At 62.3% G+C, this 16087-nt stretch carries 14 protein-coding genes; 6 read left to right on the forward strand and 8 right to left on the reverse strand.

Features of this window, described 5'->3' with window-relative positions:
- Window positions 1-13: 13 nt before the first annotated feature.
- The gene (locus tag EEB13_RS17615) at window positions 14-1648 is read right to left on the reverse strand and encodes an ABC transporter substrate-binding protein (protein ID WP_141485940.1); all 1635 of its coding nucleotides are present in this window, start codon (window positions 1646-1648) and stop codon (window positions 14-16) included.
- 296 nt (window positions 1649-1944) lie between these two features.
- Here EEB13_RS17615 and EEB13_RS17620 point away from each other — a divergent pair, with 296 nt between their 5' ends.
- Genes EEB13_RS17620 through EEB13_RS17630 form a run of 3 tightly spaced genes read left to right on the forward strand, consistent with a single transcriptional unit; the run spans window position 1945 to window position 5368 of the window.
- Window positions 1945-3066: an acyl-CoA dehydrogenase family protein gene (locus tag EEB13_RS17620; RefSeq protein WP_141485941.1), complete on the forward strand. Its 1122-nt coding sequence runs from the start codon at window positions 1945-1947 to the stop codon at window positions 3064-3066.
- On the forward strand, window positions 3063-4145 hold the full coding sequence (locus EEB13_RS17625; RefSeq protein ID WP_095886094.1) for an LLM class flavin-dependent oxidoreductase: 1083 nt from the start codon (window positions 3063-3065) through the stop codon (window positions 4143-4145). The genes EEB13_RS17620 and EEB13_RS17625 overlap by 4 nt, the downstream gene beginning before the upstream one ends.
- Window positions 4142-5368 carry an MFS transporter gene (locus tag EEB13_RS17630; RefSeq protein WP_141485942.1) on the forward strand — a complete coding sequence of 409 codons (1227 nt, stop codon included), beginning with the start codon at window positions 4142-4144 and terminating at the stop codon, window positions 5366-5368. Before EEB13_RS17625 ends, EEB13_RS17630 begins: the two co-directional genes overlap by 4 nt.
- A gap of 31 nt (window positions 5369-5399) precedes the next feature.
- Here the strand turns inward: EEB13_RS17630 and EEB13_RS17635 are convergent, their stop codons facing one another.
- From EEB13_RS17635 to hemE, 7 genes are all read right to left on the reverse strand, one after another.
- Window positions 5400-6077 carry a hypothetical protein gene (locus tag EEB13_RS17635; protein WP_141485943.1) on the reverse strand — a complete coding sequence of 226 codons (678 nt, stop codon included), beginning with the start codon at window positions 6075-6077 and terminating at the stop codon, window positions 5400-5402.
- The gene (locus EEB13_RS17640; RefSeq protein ID WP_033234752.1) at window positions 6077-6388 is read right to left on the reverse strand and encodes a WXG100 family type VII secretion target; all 312 of its coding nucleotides are present in this window, start codon (window positions 6386-6388) and stop codon (window positions 6077-6079) included. Before EEB13_RS17640 ends, EEB13_RS17635 begins: the two co-directional genes overlap by 1 nt.
- Complete coding sequence (locus tag EEB13_RS17645) at window positions 6381-6782, reverse strand: YbaB/EbfC family nucleoid-associated protein (protein WP_141485944.1); 402 nt, start codon at window positions 6780-6782, stop codon at window positions 6381-6383. Before EEB13_RS17645 ends, EEB13_RS17640 begins: the two co-directional genes overlap by 8 nt.
- A gap of 151 nt (window positions 6783-6933) precedes the next feature.
- Entirely contained in the window at window positions 6934-9210 is a 2277-nt protein-coding gene (locus EEB13_RS17650) for a molybdopterin-dependent oxidoreductase (protein ID WP_141486193.1), read from the reverse strand.
- Between the two features lie 48 nt (window positions 9211-9258).
- A complete protein-coding gene (gene hemQ, locus EEB13_RS17655) occupies window positions 9259-9954 on the reverse strand; it encodes a hydrogen peroxide-dependent heme synthase (RefSeq protein ID WP_033234754.1) in 696 nt (231 codons plus the stop codon).
- Between the two features lie 4 nt (window positions 9955-9958).
- Entirely contained in the window at window positions 9959-11320 is a 1362-nt protein-coding gene (locus EEB13_RS17660; protein WP_141485945.1) for a protoporphyrinogen oxidase, read from the reverse strand.
- The gene (gene hemE, locus EEB13_RS17665; RefSeq protein WP_141485946.1) at window positions 11317-12414 is read right to left on the reverse strand and encodes a uroporphyrinogen decarboxylase; all 1098 of its coding nucleotides are present in this window, start codon (window positions 12412-12414) and stop codon (window positions 11317-11319) included. Before hemE ends, EEB13_RS17660 begins: the two co-directional genes overlap by 4 nt.
- 181 nt (window positions 12415-12595) lie before the next feature.
- On the opposite strand from hemE, the gene EEB13_RS17670 reads away from it, so the two are divergent.
- From EEB13_RS17670 to EEB13_RS17680, 3 genes are all read left to right on the forward strand, one after another.
- Window positions 12596-13186, forward strand: a complete 591-nt coding sequence (locus tag EEB13_RS17670; protein ID WP_033234757.1) for a DUF3000 domain-containing protein — start codon at window positions 12596-12598, stop codon at window positions 13184-13186.
- Window positions 13187-13248: 62 nt separating this feature from the next.
- Window positions 13249-14688 (forward strand): WS/DGAT/MGAT family O-acyltransferase, encoded by a 1440-nt coding sequence (locus EEB13_RS17675; RefSeq protein ID WP_141485947.1) that lies wholly within the window; start codon window positions 13249-13251, stop codon window positions 14686-14688.
- A gap of 11 nt (window positions 14689-14699) precedes the next feature.
- A complete protein-coding gene (locus EEB13_RS17680; protein ID WP_045067965.1) occupies window positions 14700-16013 on the forward strand; it encodes a ribonuclease D in 1314 nt (437 codons plus the stop codon).
- Window positions 16014-16087 lie beyond the last annotated feature (74 nt).

Raw genomic sequence — 16087 nt, forward strand, 5'->3', positions numbered from 1 at the left:
CCTCCGTTGCCTCTCACTGCGAAACCCATGTGTCGTAGAACCACGACCGGCCGGTGGATTCAGTGGCAAAACCGTGGACGCTGGAAGCGAGGCCGAAGACCTGGGTCTCGTCGTAGAGCGGTATCGAGTAGCCCTCGCCGAAGATGTGATCTTCGATCGCCTGGATCGCGGTCTTGCGATCATTCGGATCGAATGCAGACGACTGCGCCGCCAAGAGTTGATCGAACTTTTCGTCCTTCTGGAAGTTCTTGGTCCCGTTCTGGCGGTCACTGCCATACGACGTGCGCAGGACACTGGGTTCCGCGGTGGACGTCTGACCTTGCGTGAAGTACCAGTCCGGCGCGGAAGCCAGTTGGGACTCGTATTCCGTCAACGACGGGCGCGTCAGCGTGACGTCGACGCCGGCCTTTCGCCACTGCGACTGAACAACTTCCAGAACCGACTGCGAGACCTGATAGTAGGGTGCCACCCGCAAGTGGAAGGCCAATCGATTGCCGTCCTTCTCCCGGACCCCGTCTGCTCCCGGCTTCCAACCCGCTTCGTCGAGCAGCGACTTGGCCTTGTCGAGGTCGTAGGTGAGATAGCTGCTCGAATCACCACGAAGCGGCGTTCCCTGAACCAGTGCACTGGACGGAACCGGGTAGTTCGGGGACAGCACAGTCTGGTTGATCTCCGTGCGATCGGTGGCCGCCTGCAACGCGAGACGGACCCGCTTGTCCTGAGTTGGCGCTTCCGGATCCTTCAACTGAAGGGTCAGGTCGTTGGTCTCACCCTGCACCGAAATCGGTAGCAGGACTCCGCCGCCCGCTGCCACAGTTTCCTCGTCGTACGGCGCGATGTTGCGCGCGATCTGTGCCTCACCCGACTGCAATGCGCCGACTCGCGTTCCGGCTTCCGGAACTGTCTTGAAGACGATCTTCTCCAAGTAGGCTCGGCCGGAATGACCCGAACCTTCGGGCGCCCAGTTGTAATCGTCGCGTCGTGCGAGAGTGACGCCGCTGGTTCCGTTCACCGACTCGACCACAAAGGGGCCTGTTCCCACCCAGTTACGAATATCACTCTGACCGTTGAGATCTCGATCCAGCAGCGACTGCCCGAGGATCGAACTGGCACGGTAGTTCGACAAGATCTGAATGAAGCCGACATTGGGCTTCGCCAGCTTGACGACAACCGTCCGATCGTCGACCACATCGGTGCCGGCGTAATCGGTCCAGAACGGATCCACGGTGATGCCCTTCTGCGGGTCGCCGATGCCGTGCTGATCGAAGTTCGCCTTGACCACTCCGGCATTCAGCGCAGTGCCGTCGCTGAATGTAACGCCGGACTTCAGCGTGAATGTGTACGACAGATGGTCATCGCTGACCTGGTACGACTCTGCCAACCATGGCCTGTATTCACCCGTTTCAGGGTCCTGCCAGATCAGCCGCTCAGCAAGATTGTTGGAAACCTGGCTGTTGGACCACAGCGAGTTCGTAGGTTTCCACGCCGCGTAATCGACAGGGTCGTAGAAGGTCAGCGTCCCGCCGTCCACCGGTGTTCCGGCGGTGCCGTCCGACGCCGACGCGCCACCACAGGCGGCAAGTGCTACGGCCAGTACTGTCACGGCCGCCGCAGACTTGACGGCACGTTGAAAACTATTGGTGAACAAAGGAATTTGCCTTTCTTGAAGGGCTCCGAAGGGAGAGACGGACGATCACCGTCGCGACTGAACGAGAACGCAGCCCGTCGAGGTCTGGTAGACACTGAATGGAAGTCAACCCGATCCAGGAGCAAACGTCACCTCTTGCATTCACGATGATCACAATCTGGTGAAAATTGCTCCGCCGCAGTAGATTTCTCTGTAGGGACACATGCGATCGCAACAGCGAGTTTTTCTCGCGACGATCCGAATCCCCTCTTCGCCGCTGCCGAAATCCAGTACACCTCGAGAGGAATCGTGCCTGTATGACTGTCTCCGAACTCGCCACACACGTGAGAGCTCAGGCAGTTACGGCTGTCAACACGCATCCGTTGGTGGCCAGTGCCAAGCAGTATGCCGACGCCGTACTGCTACCGACCGCGCTCGAAACGGATCGGCACGGAGTAACCCCTGAACGCATTGTCGAGTTCTCCGACCTCCACCTGTTGAACCATCTGGCGCCGGCCGAGTTCGACGGGGCACATGTCGACCGACACAGTGATCGACTCCTCCACGAAGTCCTGGCCGGTGCCTGCCTGAACACGTGGCTCGTATGGGCGCAGCATGCACCAGTGGTCGGGCGACTGGCCGATGCACACGCGGCAGGCACCGAGTTACCCCCGATCGCCCACCAGATTCTGCGCGGACGCCTACTGACCGGAGCGGCGATCAGCGACGTCCGGCGATACCCCGACCACTTCATCGCGGCGACGCGTGAATCTGCCGGCTGGACGTTCTCCGGCACTATCTCGTGGGTCAGCGGTTGGGGCCTGAACACCGTCTTGATGGTGGCTGCTGTCGAAAGCTCGACCCGCACCGTTGTGACCGCACTGGTACCGATCAACGAGCGTGTTCAGTCCTCCGACCTGGAGTTGAGTGCCGTGGCCGGTAGTCGAACGGAACGAGTGACATTGTCCGAAGTGTTCGTACCGGAAGCGCATGTCATCAGCAGGGTTCCTCTATCCAAGTACCGCACAACCGATTTCAGCACGGCAAGCGACGCCCGGCCACATCATTTCGGGCTTGCCGACAGAGTCCTCGGCGAACTCGAGCAGGCTCATCCCACTTCCCGTGAGCTCGCCGACCTGTGGCGCCCCCGGATCGCGCAGCTTCGGACCGACGCATACGCACTCTCCGACGCAGCCAAGAGCACGGGGAACGAAAGGCACCGAATCGATGAGCGGCTGGCGGCAAAAGTTGCCATGGGCGAAGCACTCGTCACCCTCACTCACGCCCTTGTCATAGCCCGAGCGGGACGGGGCATCGTTCGCGACAACACTGCGCAGTTGTACGCGCGCACAGCCCTCTTCGTCCTGGTGCAAGGACAAACAGCCGAAGTACGTGACGCGCAGTTGTCCCATCTCGCACAGATCAGGAAGAAGCAATGAGCACCGAATTCCTCTGGTACATCCCCAATCAGGTTGAGCCCGGCCACCGCGGCGACAACACGCAGGCCGGTCACAACAGCCTCGAAACCCTCACTCGCCAGGCACTCGCGCTGGAGCAGAACGGTTGGACCGGTGCCCTGATCGGCGCAGGCTGGGGGCGTCCGGACACCTTCACGGTGGCTACTGCACTGGCCGCGCGGACAACCACATTCGAGCCACTCATCGCGATCCGCCCCGGATACTGGCGGCCGGCTAACTTTGCGGCGTCTGCGGCGGCACTCGATCACCTCACCGGCGGTCGCGTCCGCGTCAACATCGTATCCGGCAAGGACGATCTCGCTGCCTACGGAGATACCGATGGTGATCAAGCGAATCGCTACGCGCGGACCCAGGAGTTCCTCCAACTCGTTCGCAAACTGTGGACCGAAGAGAACGTGACCTACCGCGGCGAGCATTTCCACGTGGAGAACTCGACCATTGGGCCGCGCATCGAGACTCGGCCCGGCCGTCCACACCCGAAGCTCTACTTCGGCGGCGCCTCGGAAGCCGCCGAGAAAGTCGCAGCCGCGGAGGCCGATGTCCAATTGTTCTGGGGCGAAACACTTGACGGTGTCGCCGAACGCATCGACAGACTCGAGGCACTGAGTCGACAGATCGAACGGCAACACGCCCCACTGGAATACGGTTTGCGGATCACCACCTTTGTCCGAGACACAACAGAGCAGGCGTGGAAAGAAGCCGAGGAAAAAGTCGCACAGATGGCAGCCCGCCAGCGCGAACAAGGTGCACCCGAATCGCTGGCACAGAATCCACACCGTCGAAGCGCAGTTGGCCAACAACGCCTGCTCGATCTGGCCTCGCGCGGTGAGGTACTCGATGACAACCTCTACACCACGCCCGGCAAAGTGGGCGGTGGTGGCGCGGCAACCACGTGGCTGGTCGGTTCCGCCGAAGACGTTGCAAAATCGCTACGTAAATACGAAGATCTCGGGATCAGTCACTTCGTTCTGTCCGACACCCCGTACTTGCCCGAGATCGAACGCCAAGGCAGCCAGCTGCTTCCGCTACTTCGCGGATGACCGCCGAGACCGACACTCCAACTTCTCTCAGCCCTAAGTATCGACGCCATCTGGTGATGGTCTTCGCGCTCACGAACACCATCAGTTTCATCGCGATGATCCAGATCCTGCCGGTGATCCTCATTCCCATCGCCACCGATCTCGATGTCTCACGCACCGCCGTGGCAGGTGCCTCCACAGTATCGACGCTGGTGGGCGGACTGGCCGCTTTGCCCGTCGGTCGCATCCTCGACCGGCGGGGCGGACGCATGCTCATGGCCACCGGCTCGGTGATCGGAGCAGGCTCGGTACTGATGTGGTCACAGGCAACCAACCTGATGTCGCTGTATGTTGCGTTTGCCTTGATCGGGCTGGCACTGGCAATGTCGACGTACGAGTCGACCTTCGCGGTGATCGTGGTGGCGACCGAAGCGTATCAACGAAATCAGGCGATTCTCACCGTCACGATGATCGCCGGACTGTCGACATATCTGGTGTATCCACTCCTCGGTTGGATGAACAGCGAATTCGGCTGGCGCACAACCTTGATCATCCTGTCGGCCATACTCGTCACTACCGCGGTTCCGGGTCATCTGTGGGCCGTACCGTCGCGCGCCGCTCATCGCAACCGAGTCCGGGCAAGGTCAGGAACGCCTTTCGGTGCAGCACTGCGGCAGCGCCGGTTCTGGTTGCTGCTGATCGCTTTCGTCGCTCAGGCAGGATCGGCGTCGGCCTTCCTCCTACTCGTGATCGCATACTTGCTCGACCAAGGTCACTCTGTTGCGGTCGCAACATCAGTGCCCATCGCTGTCGGTGTCCTGCAGATTCTCTCGCGGCTGATACTCACAGTGGCGGGCACCCGACTGGCCATCACACCGGTCACGTCGTGCGCCTTCGCCATACAGGGGTTCGGCCTACTGTTGCTACCACTCGCGGGCTTGTCGATACCCCTGACGTTGCTGTGCGTTGCTGCTGTGGGTCTCGGCCAAGGCGTCGGCGTCATCGCGCGGCCGTCGATATTGGCCGACAACTTCGGCGTTACCCACTTCGCGAGTGTCCTTGCCGCGATCACCATTCCGACAGCGCTGGCCCGAGCCGGCTCACCACTGCTCGGAGCGTGGCTCGCCGATTGGCGATTTCTCGTGGTCAGCGGGTCACTCGCACTGATTGCCGCCGTCGCGTTGCTTCCACTCATCGGAGTGAAATCCACCGCGGAAAGCGGGCTCGTGGCCGCACGCGAGTGAACGTTGTGTGCACTCAGGCCCGGTTACTGCGTCAGAAATTCCAGTTCAGTGCGCCGCCGGATGTGGACAACTCATCCACCGCGCCCGTGACAAACCCCTCGCGCCCCTCGGTCACGACCTTGCCGACATCCACGGACTCGCGATGGTCCATTGTTATCTGGCCCAGCTGAATGGCCAGGCCGGAGAAGACGGCCGACGCTGCTTCCACCGCAGCGGCTTCGAGCACCCCGGTCAGTAATTGCCGCAACAGCATTCGGACAGTAACCGCGGTAGCGACCTCCGCTGCGCCTGCTCCTACCGCACTCAGCCCGAGAGTGGGAATCGCTGCCGCTGCCATGGCCGCCAACTCGAGCGCCAGCGCGACCAACGCCGCGATGATCGCAAGTTTGGTGTACTCGATCTCCGTCGCCGTAGCGTTGCAGGATTCCGCTAATTCCGTTGCGGCAGCAATCAATCGATCAAAGACATCAGCGACGCCACCGGAATCCTGCCAGAATGCATCGAGTGAATCGTGCGTCTCACCGGTGATTGCTGTCAGTACTCCTCTCAGTGTGACATCACCACCCATGGATGCACTGGTCAGATGGTCTGCAATCTCGGTCCACGCGTCACCCAATCGCCACAAGGAAGTCTCGTCCCCCTCCGGCCAGTCGCTACCCACTGCCACACTGGCAACGGCCTGCAGGTATCCCGGTATCTCGATTCCCATCAGAGACCACCTGCAAAGTTGTCGGCAAGTTCTGCGTCGACGCCCTCGAAGTTGTCCGATGTCCGGTACAGCGCATCCGTGAGATTCCGCATGACGCCGGCCATCATCGAGATACCGGCAATCACCGACTCCGAGCCCGGAAGGTAGGCGGCGGCAAAAGTGTTGCCGACCTCGTCATTTCCCCAGCTCGAACCTTCGGCAGTCATTTCCCGTTCGAGATCCGCTTTCGACCTCTCGATGTCTTCCGCGAGTCCCACGAATCGCGGTGCCAATGCACGCACAATCTGAACATCGATCCACAGTTCAGACATTGCCCGCGCTCCTCAGAACGGTCTGATCCCAATCCTGTTCCATGTGCTCGGCTATCTGAGGCACTGCGGACAGACCGCGCACGCTGGGCGCTCCGGTTATCAGATCCGGAAGATCCAACTGCGTCGCAGTTGTGAACGGCCTCAATATCTCGGCGTTTTGGCGACGCATGTCTGCCGACGCTGCCGCCGACGCCGCCAGCACCGACGCACCAAGCTTTTTCGGCGTTGATTTCGCACACGCGTCCGATGAGAATTTCACGCCGACAACGGCTCCGGAGGCATTGACGACAACCTCCACCAACCCGTCAGCCGACAGAGCACGCGCAGTCGATAACGCGATCTTCTCCTGCGCGAGCGCAAGTAACCGCGTCCGCTCGTGCAGGTCCTCCATCATTGAATCAATCTGCCCGCGAAGGACTTCCGATCTCCCCCGTGCCGAATTCCACTGCGCTGTACTCACGATGGCCCCCCCACCTCGCTCGACGTGCTCACCCGGATATCAGGTGCTCACCAAGTTCGACGCGGCCTGGCCTCGATCGGTTCCGTCAGCGTGGATTCAGCACCGGCGGATCAAATGCGCGAACAGGGGGAAGTTCCCCCTCGAACTTCTCGATCTGCACCAGGACGTGTTGTCCGGTGCATCCGTGTGACAGCAGCGACGTGCCGACGTCCGGGGTCAGAACATTGGGATTTCCGTGGACACACAGCGAGTCCGGGTCGGCCGGATCGAGTGGGTCGTACCAGGCTCCCGTCGCAAGTTGGACAACGCCCGGGTGAAGGTCTGCATCGACGACAACACCTGCCAGGCACGCGCCGCGATCATTGAACACCCGCACCACGTCCGCGCCGACAATGCCTCGCTCTGCCGCTGCATCGGGATGCATCCGAATCGGTTCTCGCCCGTGAATTTTCGACGCCTGGCTCACGGCACCGTGATCGAGTTGGCTGTGCAGCCGCGTCTTGGGCTGGTTGGCGATGAGGTGCAGCGGAAAAGCCTCCGCACGTGGACCTTTCAGCCATTCATCAGGCTCGTACCATCGGGGATGGCCGACGCAGTCGTCGTAGCCGAAAGATTCGACGGTTTCGGAGAATATCTCGATCTTCCCGCTGGGTGTGCCAAGCGGATACTTCTCGGGATTCTCGCGGAAGTCGCCGAACAGAACCTCGTCGCCGCGCGTACGCATCCGGTAGTGACCATCTGCCCAGAAGTCCTCGAACGACGGGGTGTTGCCACCGTCCGCGTCGACGCTCGGCTGCCACTGACCGTAGAGGTGCTCGATCCATTGCTGCGACGATCGTCCCTCGGTAAACGTGTCACCGAATCCCAGCGCGTCGGCAAGTGCCGCGAAAGTCTCGTAGTCGTCGCGCGCACCTGCAAACGGTTCGGTGACCTGGTGCATCGCGACCAGCAACGCGTCGTTGCGCGTACAACTGAGATCGGAGCGTTCGAATGACGTGGTCGATGGCACCACGATGTCGGCGTGTCTGGCCATCGGCGTCCAGTACGGATCATGAACGACGATCGTGTCCGGACGTGCCAAAGCCCGCCGCAGCCTCGGGATGTCCTGATGATGGTGGAACGGGTTGCCGCCTGCCCAGTAGACCAGGCGAATGTCGGGATAGGTGAGGCGTCTGCCGTCGTAGTCGAAGTCTTCGCCGGGCGAGAGCAGAAGATCCGATACCGCAGCGACCGGAATGAAGTCCGTGACCGGATTCCGTCCTTGCGGAAAGGTGGGCAGCGGGTACGGGATCGACGTCATTCCCGGCTCGTTCATCGAACCGTAGCCGTGTCCGAATCCCCCTCCGGGAAGCCCTATCTGACCCAGCATCGCGGCGAGAGTCACCCCCATCCACGGGGCTTGCTCACCGTGTTTGATGCGTTGAAGTGACCAGGTGACAGAGACCAGCGTGCGACCGGCGGCCATGCGGCGGGCCAGGTCGACCAGTATCTCGGCAGGGATTCCTGAAATCTCCTGGGCCCAGTGAGGATCCTTCGCGATACCGTCACTGCGTCCGAGCAGGTACTCCTCGAATCGCTCGTAGCCGACGCAGTACCGGTTCAAGAATGCGATGTCATGCAAACCCTCCGAAGCGAGGACATACGCCAGCGCCAACATGATCGCCACGTCGGTCCCGGGAATCGGTGCGATCCAGTCACATTCACCGTCGAGATCGTCACGCAACGGGCTGATCGAGACGATCTTTCCGCCGCGACGACGGAATGCGTCGATCGCGCCGCGAGTCGGATGCTCACTGGTACCACCGGCATTGACGCCAGTGTTCTTGATCGGCACCCCACCGAAGCACACCAACAGATCGGAATGTTGCGCGATGACGTCCCACGACGTGGAGCGTTCGAACAATTGACTGTGGGTCCCGACCACACGGGGCATGATGACGCCCGTTGCTCCGAGCGAGTAGCTGTGTACCGATTTGGTGTAACCGCCGAGTTGATTCAGGAACCGGTGAACCTGACTCTGCGCGTGGTGGAATCGACCGGCGCTGGCCCATCCGTATGAACCACCGAAGATCGCGTTGTTGCCGTGAGTGTCAACGACCCGGCGCAATTCGCGGGACAGCAGTTCTGTCAGTTCGTCCCACTCGACCGAGACGAACTCGTCAGAGCCCCGCTTTTCCGTGGGGCCTGGACCGTTCTCGAGCCAGCCACGACGCACTGCCGGGCCGGCCACTCTGCTGCGACTGCGCACCGAACCGGCGAAGTTGCCGAGCATCGGCGAAGGATTGGAATCTCCCTCGTACGGATGCACCGCAGTGACTTCGCCGGCTACCGATTCGGCAGTGAACATGCCCCAGTGAGACATGTGCTGATGACGCCGATTCGGCGTGGTGGCCACAGCAGCTACTTTCGATCAGGGAAGGGAAAGAACCAGCTTCTCGATGTCGACACGCGGTCCGGTGAAGAACGGAACCTCTTCGCGCACGTGCAAACGAGCCTCGGTGGCGCGCAGGTCGCGCATGAGATCGACGATGCGAATGAGTTCCGGTGCCTCGAAGGCAAGAATCCACTCGTAGTCGCCGAGCGCAAACGACGGCACCGTGTTGGCGCGAACGTCCTTGTATCCGCGTGCCGCCATACCGTGATCGGCGAGCATCTTGCGACGGTCCTCGTCGGGAAGCAGGTACCACTCGAGCGACCGAACGAACGGGTAGACGCAGATGTAGTCGCCCGGATCCTCGCCCGCGATGAACGACGGCACGTGGCTCTTGTTGAACTCGGCCGGACGGTGCACGGCGGAGTTGCTCCACACCGGAGCGCTGATCTTGCCCAGTGTCGTGGTGCGGCGGAAGTCCGAGTACGCGGCCTGCAGCTGCTCGATGCTGGCTGCATGGGTCCAGATCATGAAGTCTGCGTCTGCGCGCATGCCGGCGATGTCGTAGATTCCGCGAACCACGACGCCCTTGTCTTCGAGACCTTCGAAGAACAAGCGGGCGTCCTTGACCGCAGCTTCCCGATCGTCGCCCAGCACACCGGGTTCCACCTGGAACACGGAGAACATGAGGTATCGGATTTCAGAGTTCAGTTTGTCGAAATCAAGGCGTGCCATACCTCTATCGTGCCACCCGTTCGAAAATCCGTGTCGCCGCCGTCGTGCCAGTGGCAACACACGCCGGAACGCCGACGCCGTGTAGCCACGAACCGGCCACCTCGATACCGTCCAACGCTGCGACCGACTGTTCGATTTCAGCCACTTTCTGCACGTGACCTGGTGCGTACTGCGGCAGTCCCCCATGCCAGCGCTGGACAAAGGACGCAGCCGGACTCGCAGTGATTCCCGTCACTGTTGCAAGATCAGCGCGGGCCAGAGCGATCAGTTCGTCGTCTGCGCGATCGACTATGTCTGCGGCACCGAAGCGGCCGAACGACGCCCGCACGAGATGCTCACCCCGATCGGCGAGATGCGTCCACTTGCGACTGGACAGCGTGAATGCCTTGGCCGTGAGATCTGCGTCCGTTGCGACGAGGATTCCCGAATTCTCCGGCAACTCGACATTGCCCGGCAGACGCATCGCCACGACAGCCGAGGACGCCAGCTCGATCCGAGCCGCGATCCGGGCGACCTGTGGCGCGACGTCAGCGAGGAGCACTGCGGCGTTCGGAGCGGGAACTGCCAGGACAATCGCGTCGACCGCGCCGACCGGATCGATGAACCAGCGGCTCCCGTCGGCGCGCACGACTCCGGCCTCCGCGTGAACGACATGCGCGGCAGCTGCCTCTCGGAGTGCATCCAGGAGCACTCCGTATCCGTCCTTCAACGCACCGAAGACCGGCCCGGGAGCCGGCGTCGGCAGCGCCGCTGTCACGGCTTCGGACAGGCTCCGCGCTCCGGCGTCCAACGCCGCCGCGAGGGTCGGCAATGCGGCCCGTATTCCGATGTTCTCCGCCAATCCGGAGTACACACCCCCGAGCAGTGGATCAACCGAGCGGGCGACTACCTGATCGCCGTATCGATCCGAAACAAGTTGGGCCACACTGCTATCCGAACCCGGAGTCCAGTCGATCCGGCGCTCCGGTTCGGCCGCGATTCGCGCCAGGGTTGCGTCGTCGACAAGATCATCGACCGCGTCGGCGCTCGCCGGAATGCCCATCAACGTGCCTATGGGGAGACGATGCAACGAATCCTGCGACCAGATCAACGGAGTGCGTCCCGCCGGATACACGATCTGGTCGGTGAGACCGAGCTCGGCCAGAAGTGCCGGAACCTCGGGCCGACGCGCAATGAACGCCTCGGCGCCGACATCGATCGGCCCGCCGCCGATATCGACCGTTCGCAACTTTCCGCCGAGCCTGCGGCTGTGGTCGACGATCGTGATCTCGGCATCTGCTCCGAGGCTACGGCGAAGCCGGTAGGCGGCGACCAGGCCGGAGATTCCGCCCCCGATCACCGCTACCGACGGACGCGTTGTCCTCACAGCGAATGCACCAGCTCCACCGCCGCCGTGATTGCCGCCGGATCGGTATCCGGAAGAACACCGTGTCCGAGGTTGAAGATGTGCCCGATGGCGCCGGCCTCGATAGCGCGGTCACCTTCAGCCGCGATGCGTCTGACCTCACGGTCGACCGCCTCGGGACCCGCGAACAGCACTGCCGGATCGAGATTGCCCTGCAGCGCCTTGCCCGGACCGACTCGCCTCGCGGCAACGTCGAGCGGAATACGCCAGTCGACGCCTACGACGTCAGCCCCGGCTTCACCCATGGCGCCGAGCAGTTCACCGGTGCCAACACCGAAGTGGATACGCGGCACTCCTGCGCTCGCCACCTCGGCCAACACGCGCTCGGAGTGTGGAAGTACGAACTCGCGGTACTGCGCGAGCGAGAGGGCTCCGGCCCAGGAATCGAACAGCTGAACAGCGTCGACACCGGCGTGGAGCTGCGCCTGCAGGAAGCAGATCGTGATGTCGGCGATCTTGCCGAGGAGCTGGTGCCACGTCGCCGGATCCGACAGCATGAGCGCCTTGGTCTTCTCGTGGTTGCGGCTCGGTCCACCTTCGACCAGGTACGACGCCAACGTGAAGGGCGCTCCGGCAAACCCGATCAACGGCACCGAACCCAACTCGGCGGTGAGCAGACGCACAGCCTGCGCAATTGCGCCGACCTCGTCGGGCACCAACCGTGGCAGGGACGCGACATCGTCGATCGAGCGAACAGGATTGGCAACCACCGGACCGACACCGGCAACGATGTCGAGGTCGATGCCGGCTGCTTTCAGCGGCACCACGATGTCCGAGAAGAGAATTGCGGCGTCGACGTCGTGGCGACGCACCGGTTGCATCGTGATCTCACAGACCAACGCCGGATCGAAGCAGGACTCCAACATTCCGATCCCGGCGCGGATCTCGCGATACTCGGGCAGCGAGCGGCCGGCCTGCCGCATGAACCACACCGGACGCCGCACCGGCGACCGACCGGTGGCCGCCGCCAACAACGGCGCATCCGGAAGCACGCGCCGTGCGCTGTACTCCGCTGACCCGATGGTGCCTGAATTCAAGTTGTCCAACCCGCTCATCAATCCTCGCGCTCTCCGCCAACATGTGTATTCGACCGCTCCCAATGCTGCCATGTTCGGCGCGCAGAAAAGTCCACGTCACATTTCGTGACGGTGCTCACACTTATCTGTGCGGAGCACGTCACAGTTGATCGGCGCGCCTCCACCTCAGGGACCTTTTCCCCGACTAACGTCCTGACCTGTGACAACTTCCGGATCCACCGCTGACCCGGCCGAATTCCGTGCCGCAATCGCCGCAATGGGCTCAGCACAGGTCCGGTCCGAGATCGAAGTCGGTCCGATACGCCCGCCACAACGACTTGCCCCGTACAGCCACGCAATCGGCGCCGAGGTGCTTCACCCCGAATCGGACACCGTGTCCGAGCAATCGGAAGGTGATGCCTTCGGCCGACTCATCTTGCTTTTCGACCCCGACGGGGACGAAGCCTGGAACGGCACCATGCGTCTGGTCGCCTACATCCAGGCCGATCTCGATGAATCACTTGCCGCTGATCCACTATTGCCCGAAGTTGCGTGGAGTTGGCTGGTGGATGCTCTCGAAGCCGGCGGCGCTCCGTTTGTAGCGCTCGGCGGCACGGTCACGGCAACAACGTCGGTTCGCTACGGCGACATCGCGGGGCCTCCGCGGGCGCATCAACTGGAACTGCGGGCCTCCTGGACTGCCACGTCAACGGAATTGGGACATCACGTCGAGGCATTCTGCGAAGTGCTGGCCTACGCCGCGGGCCTACCACCCGCCGGGGTAACAGAATTGTCGCGAAAGAACGACTGATCCCCAACGCCGGTTTGATCATTCCACCAAAATCTAACTAGAACCCGTTCTAAAATCGGTAGATGCAGCGTCTCAGCGGACTTGATGCCACCTTCCTGTACCTGGAAACGTCGACACAGCTACTCCACGTCTGCGGCCTGGTGATACTGGACCCGTCGACCATCCCGGGCGGTTACCGCTACCGATCACTACTCGGCGAGTTGGACTCCCGCATGGCAGCGATGCCGACGTTCCGGCGCAAGCTGAAAGATTCACGCTTGAACCTCGACTACCCCGTCTGGGTGGACGACCACGACTTCGATATCGAACGACACTGCCATCGCACATCGGTACCGGCGCCAGGTGGCCACGACGAGCTGGCAGAACTTGCCGGACATATCGCGAGCCAACCGTTGGACCGTTCCCGTCCGCTGTGGGAAATGTGGGTCATCGAAGGACTTGCCGACGGAACCATCGCCGTCATGTCGAAGATCCATCACAGTGCCGCTGACGGCATTACCGGTGCCAACATCCTGGCTCAACTGTGCAGTCTGGAACCGGAATCCCCCGCACTGGTAGACACCACAACCGAGAGCGCCGGTGACGCCGGCACACTCGACATCGCTGTCGGCGGCCTCCTCGCCGTAATTTCCAGGCCTGCGCGGCTGGCGCGCCTCGTCCCCGGCGGTATCGCGTTGCTGCCCAAATGGGTGACCCGCGCGCGCAAAGGCAGAGCGATGCCTGCGCCGTTCACCGCCCCTCGAACGTCGTTCAACGGCGCCATCACCGGTCATCGCAATATTGCCTTCGCCCAGCTCGACCTGGCCAAAGTGAAAGCCGTGAAGGACCGTCACGGCGTCAAGGTCAACGATGTCGTTCTTGCGCTGTGCGCCGGAGCGCTGCGCAACTACCTCGAGGAGCGCGGCGAGCTTCCCGAGGATTCGTTGGTCGCGATGGTTCCCGTGTCGGTTCACGGGAAATCCGACCGCGCCGGCACAAACCAGATCTCCGGTATGTTCACGCAACTGGGCACCCAGATCGTCGACCCACTCGACCGCTTGCGCGCGATCAGCGAATACAACGCGACCTCGAAAAACCATAACGAGGCGTTGGGCGCAAACATGCTTCAAGACTGGTCACAATTTGCGTCGCCGGCAGTTTTCGGCGCCGCAATGCGCGTCTACTCCTCACTCAAGCTCGCAGAACGGCACCCCGTCGTGTCGAATCTCGTGGTGTCGAACGTTCCCGGCCCGCCGGTTCCGCTGTACTTCCTGGGCGCACGCATTACGGGAATGTTCCCACTGGGACCCATCTTTCACGGCGCCGGACTCAATGTGACGGTGATGTCGCTCGACGGCAAAGTAGATGTGGGCATTGTCAGTTGCACGGACCTGGCACCCCAATTGCACGAACTCGCGCAAGGATTCGCCCTGGCGCTCGACGAACTCCTGGGAGCAGCCGAGAAAGGCGACGAAGAAAGTGACGGGGAAGGTTGCGCAACTACGACGCCTTCTGCGACGTAGAGTTATCGATCATGTCCGAAGTCACCGATGATGCAACCGAGCCCACGTCCGATGTCGAACCACTCCTGGTGCCGCGTGACGGTGTGCCTGATGTCATCACCACCGCAGACGGGATCGCGAAGGCTGCCGCTGAATTGACAGCGGGCACCGGGCCTTTGGCTGTTGACGCCGAGCGTGCGTCGGGATTCCGGTACTCCGCCCGTGCGTATCTGATTCAGCTCAGACGTGAGGGCGCCGGCTCGTTTCTGATCGATCCGATCCCCACCGCCGCGGACATGGCACCGCTGGCCGAGGCGATCAACCCTCTGGAGTGGGTTCTGCATTCCGCAGATCAGGATCTGCCCGGACTGGCCGAGTTGGGGTTGTATCCGGCTGTACTTTTCGACACTGAATTGGCGGGCCGACTGGCCGGATTCGAACGGGTCGGTCTGGCCGCGATCGTGGAACGCACGTTGCATGTCGAGCTTCGCAAGGGCCACGGCGCCGCCGACTGGTCGACACGGCCACTGCCGGCACCATGGCTGAACTACGCCGCGCTCGACGTCGAAGTGCTGCTGGAATTGCGCGACGCCATGGAAGCCGAACTGCGTGCACAAGGCAAATTGGATTGGGCGAAAGAAGAATTCGAGCACATTCGACTTGCCGGCCCGCCGAAGCCGAAGCCGGATCGCTGGCGCCGCACGTCGCACATCACGTCACTGAAGACCACTCGCCAATTGGCTGCGGTCCGGGCGCTGTGGCAGGCGCGTGAAGATCTCGCACGTAAGCGCGACGTGTCTCCCAGCCGAGTGCTGCCGGATTCGGCGATCATCGACGCGGCGCTCAAGGATCCCCGGTCGATGGATGCGCTGCGGTCGCTGCCCGTGTTCGGCGGACCGAGGCAACGACGCTATTCACGAATCTGGATGACTGCATTGGAATCAGCTCGGTCCCTGCCGGACAGCGAGCTTCCCCCGAAGACTCCGCCGAACATCGGCCCGCCAGCTCCCGGACGGTGGGCGCGTCAGGATCCCGAAGCCGCCGATCGTCTGACCGCAGCCCGCGCAGCCTTGTCGGATCTCAGTTCCGAGGTATCGGTCCCCGTCGAGAATCTGCTGCAACCGGAGCTGGTGCGTCGTCTGTGCTGGGACTGGACAATCGAGCCGGGATCGGACATCGCCGTGGTCACGGCTGCGATCGAGACGAAGCTCACGTCCGGCGGCGCCCGATTGTGGCAGCGCACCTTGACCGTGCCGGTCCTCGCCGAGGCGCTGAACTCGGTAGTTCCGGCAGAGGACGACGCGGTCGCGGCCGAGGAGGAAGCAGCGGCAACCGGCGAATCCTGACGGGGTTGCGGGTGTGGGTGGAGCAATTCGACCCGTTAAGTTACCGGTGAGTAATGGGCAGTAGTACGCTTGTT

This window comes from Rhodococcus sp. WS3 (genome assembly GCF_003797085.1).
Classification (GTDB): domain Bacteria; phylum Actinomycetota; class Actinomycetes; order Mycobacteriales; family Mycobacteriaceae; genus Rhodococcus_F; species Rhodococcus_F globerula.